The sequence below is a fragment of the uncultured Meiothermus sp. genome (assembly GCF_937863175.1).
Classification (GTDB): Bacteria; Deinococcota; Deinococci; order Deinococcales; family Thermaceae; genus Meiothermus.
The window spans coordinates 1-8354 of the sequence record NZ_CALMCQ010000045.1 but is presented as its reverse complement, the minus strand read 5'-3'; the positions used below and the strand labels follow the sequence as shown (position 1 = coordinate 8354).

The 8354-nt window shown below is 58.1% G+C and carries 8 protein-coding genes and 2 tRNA genes; 6 read left to right on the top strand and 4 right to left on the bottom strand.

Annotated elements, in window-relative coordinates; all coding sequences use genetic code 11:
• Window positions 1-145 precede the first annotated feature (145 nt).
• Together Q0288_RS01910 and Q0288_RS01905 are read left to right on the top strand one after the other, a co-directional pair.
• A tRNA-His gene (locus tag Q0288_RS01910) sits at window positions 146-222 on the top strand.
• Window positions 223-301: 79 nt separating this feature from the next.
• Window positions 302-386 (top strand) — tRNA-Leu (locus tag Q0288_RS01905).
• Window positions 387-490: 104 nt separating this feature from the next.
• Here the strand turns inward: Q0288_RS01905 and Q0288_RS01900 are convergent.
• Window positions 491-1699: an FAD-dependent oxidoreductase gene (locus Q0288_RS01900; protein WP_299426320.1), complete on the bottom strand. Its 1209-nt coding sequence runs from the start codon at window positions 1697-1699 to the stop codon at window positions 491-493.
• A gap of 246 nt (window positions 1700-1945) precedes the next feature.
• Between Q0288_RS01900 and tig the strand changes: the two genes are divergently transcribed.
• From tig to clpX, 3 genes are all read left to right on the top strand, one after another.
• Window positions 1946-3160, top strand: coding sequence for a trigger factor (gene tig / locus Q0288_RS01895; RefSeq protein ID WP_299426317.1), 1215 nt, complete (start codon window positions 1946-1948; stop codon window positions 3158-3160).
• Between the two features lie 185 nt (window positions 3161-3345).
• A complete protein-coding gene (locus Q0288_RS01890; RefSeq protein WP_299426315.1) occupies window positions 3346-3933 on the top strand; it encodes an ATP-dependent Clp protease proteolytic subunit in 588 nt (195 codons plus the stop codon).
• On the top strand, window positions 3920-5116 hold the full coding sequence (gene clpX, locus Q0288_RS01885; protein ID WP_299426313.1) for an ATP-dependent Clp protease ATP-binding subunit ClpX: 1197 nt from the start codon (window positions 3920-3922) through the stop codon (window positions 5114-5116). Before Q0288_RS01890 ends, clpX begins: the two co-directional genes overlap by 14 nt.
• A 35-nt stretch (window positions 5117-5151) precedes the next feature.
• On the opposite strand, the gene Q0288_RS01880 is transcribed toward clpX, so the two are convergent.
• The 3 genes from Q0288_RS01880 to Q0288_RS01870 are packed head-to-tail and all read right to left on the bottom strand — an operon-like array spanning window position 5152 to window position 6959.
• Window positions 5152-5838: a thioredoxin domain-containing protein gene (locus tag Q0288_RS01880; protein WP_299426310.1), complete on the bottom strand. Its 687-nt coding sequence runs from the start codon at window positions 5836-5838 to the stop codon at window positions 5152-5154.
• 56 nt (window positions 5839-5894) lie between these two features.
• Window positions 5895-6410 carry a beta-carotene isomerase domain-containing protein gene (locus tag Q0288_RS01875; RefSeq protein WP_299426308.1) on the bottom strand — a complete coding sequence of 172 codons (516 nt, stop codon included), beginning with the start codon at window positions 6408-6410 and terminating at the stop codon, window positions 5895-5897.
• Window positions 6411-6449: 39 nt separating this feature from the next.
• Window positions 6450-6959 (bottom strand): hypothetical protein, encoded by a 510-nt coding sequence (locus tag Q0288_RS01870; RefSeq protein ID WP_299426305.1) that lies wholly within the window; start codon window positions 6957-6959, stop codon window positions 6450-6452.
• A 448-nt stretch (window positions 6960-7407) separates the two neighbouring features.
• Between Q0288_RS01870 and Q0288_RS01865 the strand changes: the two genes are divergently transcribed.
• The coding region (locus Q0288_RS01865) for a hypothetical protein (protein ID WP_299426302.1) at window positions 7408-8354 on the top strand (947 nt) is incomplete at its 3' end.

Below are 8354 nucleotides of genomic sequence, written 5' to 3'. Positions count from 1 at the left end.
TCGGGCTGGGTATGCCTTTCGCCTCGTCCATACCGCATATGATAAAAGCCTAGCTCCGATTCCAGACTACCCAGCGCACATCTGGATCCTTCTTGACGCGCCGGAACCTCGAGCCTACAATACTTTTTGCTGCTGTCGCGGCATGGTGAGCGTAGCTCAGCAGGTTAGAGCACTGGTCTGTGGATCCAGGGGTCGTGGGTTCAAATCCCATCGCTCACCCCAGTGCAGGGCTCAGGGAGCCGGGTTCTGGGTTCAGGTAATACGCGCTGATCTCTGACCCCTGTTCTCTGAGCCCGATCTTGCGCGGATGGTGGAACTGGTAGACACGCAAGACTTAGGATCTTGTGCCGCAAGGTGTGGGGGTTCAAATCCCCCTCCGCGCACCATAACCCCGGATCAGTCCGGGGTTTTTTGGGTCGGTGAGGTCGTGTAAGGAACGTTTCCCCTGCAGAGCAGGGGACTGGGGGAGTGGGTGGTCTTTAGAACCGCTCTACGGTAGGAACGACCAACCATTGCGGTACTTGAGCAACAGCATTTTTTCCACCAGCACCTTGTTGAAGTCGCCGAGTATGTTGGGCAGCATAATCTGGAACTTGCGGGGCGGGTAGAGGCTGTTGCCCAGGATGATGACTTCTTTGTTGCCGGCATCCATCACGCAGACCGCCGGCATCTTACCAAAGGGCTTGCAGTGCAGCTTGCTGGGGTTGCCACGCAGAATTTCGACGATGTTGATGGCTGCGGTCTTGGCCATCTCGTCGGTGGGAAAGCCGGTTTTGGGTACGCCGAAGGCCACGTCGCCCTGGAAGGGGTTGGGCACCCTGGCCGCCAGCCCAACCGCAAAGATGTTGGGATAACGGGTGCTCTGGTAGCCGTCGGAGACTTCCACAAAGCCCTTGGCGTCCACCAGCTCGGGGGTTTTTTGCAGCATTTCCACCCCCTGGAAGGGGGGCACCAGCATGGAGAAGCTCGAGGGCAGCACTTCGCCAGTCGAAAGCACCACACCATCGGGGCGAACCTCGGTAATGGCCGCATTGGCGCGGTAGTCAATGCCCTGCATCCTGAAGAACATCTTGAGCATGGACTCGCCGCCGGCCATTCCGCCGATGCCAAAGTGGCCGAGTTGTGGCTCGGGCGTGACCCAGGTGATGCTGACCTGTTTGCGCTTGCCGGCTCTGCGAGTCTGGTGGTCGAAGTTGAACAGGTACTCGTAGCCAGCACCCATACAGCTGGCCCCGGGAACCGCCCCGATCACCACCGGGCCGGGGTTTTGCAGGAATTTCTGGTAGGCTTCGTAGGCTTTTTCGGCATCAGGCGGGGTGAAGATGGAGTGGGAGTAGCCCTTTGGCCCTAATCCCGGCACCGCATCCCAGACCAGCCTCGCGCCGGTAGCCACCACCAGGAAGTCATAGCCAATGACCTTTCCGTCCGCCAGCCTGACCTCGTTTTGCTCTGGCTGGATGTGGGTAGCCTCGCCATGAATAAACTCGATTCCGCCACGGGTGAAGGTGCTCTCCGCTTCGAAAGTGATATCTGAAACCTTGCGCCGGCCAAAAGGAACCCAGATTAACGAGGGGATGTAAACAAACTCCTTCTGCCTCGAGACCACCACAATTCGAGCAGCTTTGCCCAACTTGCGCTTCAGTTCGAAGGCACTGGTCATCCCGCCAAAGTTTCCGCCAATTACCAGGATCGTCTTCATATCTTCTCCTACGAGAACACCCTACAACATACCTGTAGGGGGTATATAGGGTCGGTTGTCCCCCGTGCCCTTAAAAGGGATGGCTGCCGCTACCGGCCCACCCATAAATCAAATTGGACTTGCTGGCCCCTCACTGGCTGCCTGGAAGGAGAGGGGGAGATAAGGCATACCGGGGTGTACGAAAAACCCTCCAGGGGTTGTACACTGTATGCTTGGCGACCCCACGGGTCGAACTTGAGGTGTGTTGTGGCAGAAATTCTGGAGCGAGAAGGCTACAAAGTGAAAATAAAAGTTGAGGTTCCAGCCGGCCAGGTCGAGCAGACCTACCAATCGCTGCTAAACAACTATGCCGGGCGGGTCAAGCTACCCGGTTTCCGCGCGGGCAAGGCTCCGGCCAAGGTGATTGAGGCCCGGATTGGCAAGGAGTCTCTGCTGGACGAAGTAAAAGAGGCCTTGCGAGACGAGACCTTTCCCAAGGCTGCCCAGGAATTGTCATTGATGCCGGTGGGGGCCAGGGTACTGGAAGAAAACCTGACCTTTGGACAGCCCTTTGTCTACACCGTTGAAGTCGAGAACTACCCCGAGGTCCGGCTGCCCGACTGGCAACGCTTCAGGCTCGAGGTCGAGACCCCCGAAGTGACCGACGAGGTGGTGAACCGAGCCCTGGACGAGCTACGCAGCCGCTATGGCGAGATGCTGGCAGTGGATCGGGAAGTCCAGGAAAAAGACAATGTTTTCATCGAGACCGACGACGGGGGGCGCTTCCCGGTGGTGATGGAGAATGCGCAACCCCATGTGCACGAGGTGTTGCTGGGCAAGAAAGCAGGTGACGAGGTGATGGTGCCGGTCAAGGACGGCGAAACCATCGTCCGCGAGGTCAAGACCAGGGTTCTGGAAGTCAAGGCCCTCCAACTGCCCGAACTCGATGACGAATTCGCCAAAACGGTGGGTGAGGACAGTTTAGAAGCCCTTACGGGTAAGGTTCGTGAGGGCCTCAAGGCTCAGTTTGAGCGCGAGGTTCGCAATGCCAGGGCCAGCCAGTTGCTGGATAAACTCGGCGAGGCCATCGAAGCGGAAATTCCGCCCACCATGCAGGCCCGCGAGGAACAAAGCCTGCTGCAAAGCCTCGCCGAGGATCTCAAGCAGCAGAAACTCGAGCTGAGCGAGTATATTGCTCAGCTTGAAAAAGACGGAAAGCTCGAGGAGTTCCAGCAAAACCTCACCGTGAGCGCTACCAGGCGCCTGCGCCGCTCGCTGGCCGTGGAGGCCCTCTCGGAGAGTCTCAAAACGGAGTTGGACCCGGAAGAGTTCAATGAGTTCCTGGCCGAAATGGCCCGTTCCTACCGCACCACTCCGGCCCGCCTGCAGAGTGAACTCGGCCAGGAGGCAGTTGCCCGCCTGCGTATCCAGCGCCTGCACGACAAAGCGTTGTTCATGGCGCTCGAGAGAATTGAAAGCTGATAGCCGATAGCCACCTCTCTTGGCTATCCGCTACAGGCTATGAGCTACTAGCTATCTCTTTTGGCTTTTAGCTATTCGCTATAAGCTATTGGCTATAGGCAGCGCTGTAAGCTATTGGCTATAGGCAGGTTGTGTGTGCGCCAACGCCCTCTTGGCCCGGCATTCGGGCATAGAATGGAGCCGATATGGTTGTTCCCTACGTCATCGAACAGACGGCCCGTGGTGAGCGGGTCTACGACATATATAGCCGCCTGCTCAAAGACCGCATCATTTTCCTGGGTACGCCCATAGACTCTTCGGTAGCCAATACCATTGTGTCGCAAATTCTCTTTCTGGCCGCCCAAAGCCCCAGCCAGGAAATCCGTATGTACATCAACTCACCGGGTGGGGATGTGGATGCGGGGCTGGCGATCTACGACACCATGCAGTTTGTCTCGGCCCCGGTCTCGACCATTTGCGTGGGCCTGGCTGCCTCGATGGGAGCGGTTTTGCTCGCGGCGGGGGCGCCGGGCAAGCGCTACGCACTGCCAAACTCCAAGGTCATGATTCACCAGCCCTGGGCCAGAGGATTGGGCGGACAAGCCACCGATATTGCCATCCAGGCCGAGCAAATTCTCAAAACCCGCAAGGTTCTTAATGCCATCATTGCCCGTCATACCAGCCAGCTTCTGGAAAAAGTCGAGCGTGATACCGAGCGCGACTACTACCTCACCGCCGAAGAGGCTGCAAACTATGGACTCGTAGATCAGGTGGTTAGCCGTGAGACGCAGTAAACCTTCTTGTAGCTTCTGTGGGCGCAAACACCCCGAGGTGGCCCATCTGATCGAGTCACCGCTGGGCGAAGTGTTTATCTGCAATGAGTGTGTGGAGCGGGCCAGCGACCTGTTGGAGGCGGAGCCCAGGCAAGGCTTTGCGGCGCCTAGCCACCTGCCCAAGCCCGCGGAGATTAAGGGCTTCCTGGACCAGTATGTGATCGGGCAAGAGATGCCCAAGAAAACCCTCTCGGTAGCGGTATACAACCATTACAAGCGTCTGATGCACCCCGAGGCCGAGGTGCAGAAGTCCAACGTGCTCTTGATCGGCCCCACCGGCACCGGCAAAACCCTGCTGGCCGAGACCCTGGCCCGGATGCTGGACGTGCCTTTTGCCATTGCCGATGCCACCACCCTGACCGAGGCCGGTTATGTGGGTGAGGACGTGGAAAACGTGCTGCTACGCCTCTTGCAGGCTGCCGATTTTGATGTTCAGGCCGCCGAGAAGGGCATTATCTACATAGACGAAATTGACAAGATTGCCCGCAAGTCAGAAAACCCCAGCCTGACCCGCGATGTCTCGGGCGAGGGAGTACAGCAGGCCCTGCTCAAAATTGTGGAGGGCACCCTCTCCAGTGTTCCCCCCCAGGGCGGGCGCAAACACCCTCACCAGGAGTTCATTACCCTCAATACAAAGCACATTCTGTTCATTCTGGGAGGGGCCTTTGATGGCCTCGAGCGCATTGTGCTCTCGAGGGTAGACCAGAACCCCATCGGTTTTACCCGCCCCAAGAAAACTGAAGAAAAACTCGAGGCCATTCCCGAAGACCTGGTACGCTTTGGCCTGATCCCCGAGTTTGTGGGCCGGATGCCGGTGATGGTGCAACTCGAGGCCCTGGACGAGGAAGCCCTGGTACGTATCCTGACCGAGCCCAAAAATGCCCTCATACGCCAGTACCAGGAGTTGCTGCGCATGGAAGGTATCGAAGCCCGCTTCACGCCGGGGGTGCTACGTGAAATTGCCCGTAGGGCCCTCAAGCGCGGAACGGGGGCGCGTGGCTTGCGGGCGGTGATCGAAAAAACCATGGTCGAGCTGATGTTCGAGCTGCCGGGTTCGGGGATCCTGGAAGTGGTTCTCGATCTGCCCCACCTCGACAAACCTCTAAAGGCCCTCGAGGAAGCCCGTCTGCGCCAGGCTTCCTGAAGGCGTCGGGGGGGTGGAGCCGGTTGACCAGAAGGTCAGGGCCTGGCTGGGCTACTGGATCCAGCCGGATCGTTCCCAGCGGGTTGAGCGGCCAGGGCCCGATCCAGAATTTCGCGCCAGCTATCGTAGGAGCGCTGACCCGTGTATTTCTCTCCATTCACAAAGAAGCTAGGGGTGCCGGTAAGCCCCAGGTCGCCTGCAAGCCTCTGGTCGGCGAGTACTCCTGCCCGCTTGTTGCCCGATTTGAGGCAGTCTGAAAAGGTCGCGGGGGCCATGCCGATCTGAGCCGCAAGGTCGGTGAAGTAGCGGTCCAGGGTCTCGCCGCTAAAACCCGCCCACTGCAATTGCGCCCGGAAGAGGGCTGAGTGGTATTCGAGATACAGATTGTTGTCGGCAGCGCAGGCAGCGGCCTCGCCAGCCCGAATCACATTTTCCTGGCCCCCAAACGGGAAATCGCGGAAAATGTAGCGCACCTTACCGGTATCTATATAGTCACGCTTGATGAGGGGCAAGACGTTGTTGGAGTGGTCGCGGCAGTGGCCACAGAGGAAGTTGGAAAAATCCACCACCGTCACCCGGGCATCGGGGTTTCCGATGACAAAGCGAGCCCCCTTGGCTGCGTCAGCCACACCGGCGGAGGGCTGGGGCCTGAGCACCAGGAAAAGCACGGCGGCTATGACCATTGCCAGAAAAGCAACCGCAACGAAAAGGGTTCTTTGCATGATTTAGATTCTATTGCCTCGGGATGAAAAATTGCAGATGCTGGGAGTTAAATCTTCTAAGACTGCAAACGCCGCTGGGGGTCGGTGAGTGGGGCCAGCTCGGCAGTGCAGGAAAGAGTGCTGTGGTCTGGCTCGAGGCGTAGCTCTACTTCGAGCGCTTCGCGGAAAAAGTTTTCGGTGGGCTGCTTACAGGCTCTGAGACAGGCTTCGACGCCGGCCTGCTCGGCAAACTTGCACCGACTCATGCGAATCTGGTTTTGCGCGATGGGCTTGAACCTGCCCACCAGAAAGCGATAGGCCAGGGGTGTGCACCACATCAGCAGGGTAAGGGCCGCGCTGGGCGCAGCTTTTACCAGGAAGCGGCCCAGGCTCAGGATGGGAGTGGTGAAGAACGCCCGGTAGGTCTGGAGAATGCTGTGCTGGAAGTCGGTGGGGCTATAAGTACGCATGACCTCGCGCATTTCCTCAATAAGCCCGGCATAGCCTGGCAGGGCCGAGAGCTTGCCAAAACTTGCGGTGTGTGCGCTGCGAAAGCGCCCGAGCAACCACCGATCCAGCCACGACTCTTCCATTTGATTCTTAATTTAGCGGGTTTTAAAAAATAGCCTGGTTCAAATAACCCTGGACTGATGGGCCTGGGGCGAGGCTACCTCGGCTTGCCCAAGCCAGCGCAAGGTCAGACCGATCTGTGCGATCAGCGCCAACAAAATCAGAATTCCGATGGCATCGGTGGGTTCGGCCCCGCTTATCAACCACCCCAGTGGGCTGGGTGCGGGTAGCCCCCAGGTGTGGGTCAGAATGTAAATCAGGGCTGTGAAACCTCCCACCCCCAGTGCGACCAGCAGGAAAGGCCGGGCCTGGGATTTTGGGATCAGGCCATTGTGCATGAAACCCAGCATCAGGACAAAAAAACCGGTAGCCATCAGGAGCGAAATGCCCCACAGCATGATCTGGGCATAAAAAAAGGCTTGAGGCTGCTCGAGCATCAGTTGATCCATCCCAATGGCCCCGCAGGGCCCCGCTCCCAGCGGTGTACCCGCCCAGCCCAACAACTGCAGGGCAAAGGGGGCAAACATCAACCCTACCAGTACGCCCAGTTGCCGGTCCCGAATACCAAACATTCGCCAATGGTGGCACGAACCCCGGAACGTGTATAGGGAGAAATATCCCGGGTGGCCAGCAAATCGGCCTGGCGACTGGACTAAAGAGTCTACGGCATAACCATGCTCAGAAGGCGGAGAAATCTCCCCCCACAACATAATTCACTCTAACCCGAGTCCAGCGCAGAACCAGCCCTCAGACCTCGCCGCAACCACGCAAATAATTGAACCGATATTGTAGCTCAATTGCAATGAAAAATATAGAGGCATTTCTCATTGTCAAAGCGCATAAAAAAATGTAGTGTCTTGCTCGAAGGGCAAGGTGAGAAATGTGAACCTTCAAAGGCGTGGCCGAGCGGTACTGGTAGCAGCTGTGGCTATCGGCGGTTTGTTCGTGTTTTCTCAAGACCAGGATCCTGAAATTAGAAAGCAATGGGAGGGCAGCCGTCACAACAATGTAAACACCACCATGGATCAAGCAACCGTGGAAGCCCGGCAGGCCGGGGCAGCAAGCTGTGCACGCTGCCACAGTGATCAGGGTTTTCGAGCCTGGCTGCCTCAGCTTTTACGAGGCGACCCCGGACCCATCAAGGGTCCCGACGGAAGGGATGCTACCGTTGCTCATCTAACCGGGCTGGGCCTGACGCGAGGAACCGTGAAGCCAGTCTCGTGCAGCACCTGCCATACCGACCGAGGTGATCTGCGCATTGTAAACGACACCTTCCATCTACCCTCGGGGTTCTCGGTAGCGGCGGTGGCCGAAGGTGCGCTGTGCATGACCTGCCACAACACCCGCAACGGGCGCATAACCTGGAACCAGGAGACCCGCCCCAGCTATATTGGACCTCACCAGGCCGCCCAGACCGATACCCTGGTGGGTAGAAACTTTTTCTTTGTTAACGACACCTCAGATGTTAGAAACTCGTCACACGCGTTCTTTACGGGTGCGTCCTGTACCACCTGCCATATGACCATGAACCCGGAGCCGCACACATTCGTGGCGGTAGAGAATTCGTGCTCCAACTGCCACGGGAAGGCCATGGAAAAAGAGGTGGTGCAGCGGCCAACCGCTCATCTGATGTCGCGGCTTCGCTCGGTGATGTTTTCCCGCATTTTGGAAGTGCGCGGCAACATCCGGGTAGTGCGGGCATTTGATGCTGCTCGAGGCACATCCACCGACAACTTTGCCGTGGACGGCAACCAAATTGCCGCTCTGGCCGACGTGCAAACAGTCGGTGGTCAGATTGCCTTCCGGTTCAGAATGGCTGGGGGAGGCGAGCTGATTTCGCAGGTGGCTGAAATTCGCGAAGCCCCCGGCGGACGCCAGGTATTCACCCTCAGCGACCCCATCGTGCGGGCTGCCTGGAACTATCTGATGATCAAACACGATGGCAGCGTAGGAGTACACAACCCTCG